Here is a 784-nt window from a genome sequence, read left to right on the forward strand (position 1 = left end):
CCCTGGCCGGGCCGGGTCTCGACGTTGTTGAACCAGACGTACTCGGTGCCGGCCCGGTTGGTCCACGCCTGCTTGCAGGTGACCGAGCAGGTGTGGCAGCCGATGCACTTGTCGAGGTTCATCACCATCGCCATCTGGGCCATGACTCTCATAGGAACTCGACCCCTCAGTATTCGACGTCTTGGGAGCGACGCCGGATGACGGTGACCTCGTCCCGCTGGTTGCCGGTCGGGCCGAGGTAGTTGAACGCGAACGACAGCTGCGCGTACCCGCCGATCAGGTGGGACGGCTTGATCAGCAGACGGGTCAGCGAGTTGTGGATGCCGCCGCGGCGGCCGTTGGTCTCGGTACGCGGCACGTCGATCAGCCGGTCCTGGGCGTGGTGCATGTAGACGGTGCCCTCGGGCATCCGGTGCGAGACGATCGCCCGGGCCACCACCACGCCGTTGCGGTTGACCGCCTCGATCCAGTCGTTGTCGTGCACCCGGATCTTGGCGGCGTCCTCCTTCGACATCCAGATCGTCTGCCCGCCGCGCGACAGCGACAGCATGAACAGGTTGTCCTGGTACTCGGAGTGGATCGACCACTTGTTGTGCGGGGTAAGGTAGCGCACCGCGATGCCCAGCTCGCCGTTCTCGCCGACCTTCGGCTCGCCGAACAGCGCGTGCATGTTCAGCGGCGGCCGGTACGTGGGCATCCACTCGCCCAGCTCGGCCATCCAGTCGTGGTCGAGGTAGAACGTCTGCCGGCCGGTCAGCGTGTGCCACGGCTTGAGCCGCTCGAC

1 protein-coding gene and 1 pseudogene are annotated in these 784 nt (G+C 66.2%); both read right to left on the minus strand.

What is annotated here, in order from left to right:
- A pseudogene (gene narY, locus ODJ79_RS46645) lies at positions 1 to 152 on the minus strand (nitrate reductase subunit beta); the annotation flags it as partial.
- 14 nt (positions 153 to 166) lie between these two features.
- The coding region (locus ODJ79_RS46650; RefSeq protein WP_317620765.1) for a molybdopterin dinucleotide binding domain-containing protein at positions 167 to 784 on the minus strand (618 nt) is incomplete at its 5' end.

The sequence above is a fragment of the Actinoplanes sp. KI2 genome (assembly GCF_025630775.1).
GTDB lineage: Bacteria > Actinomycetota > Actinomycetes > Mycobacteriales > Micromonosporaceae > Actinoplanes.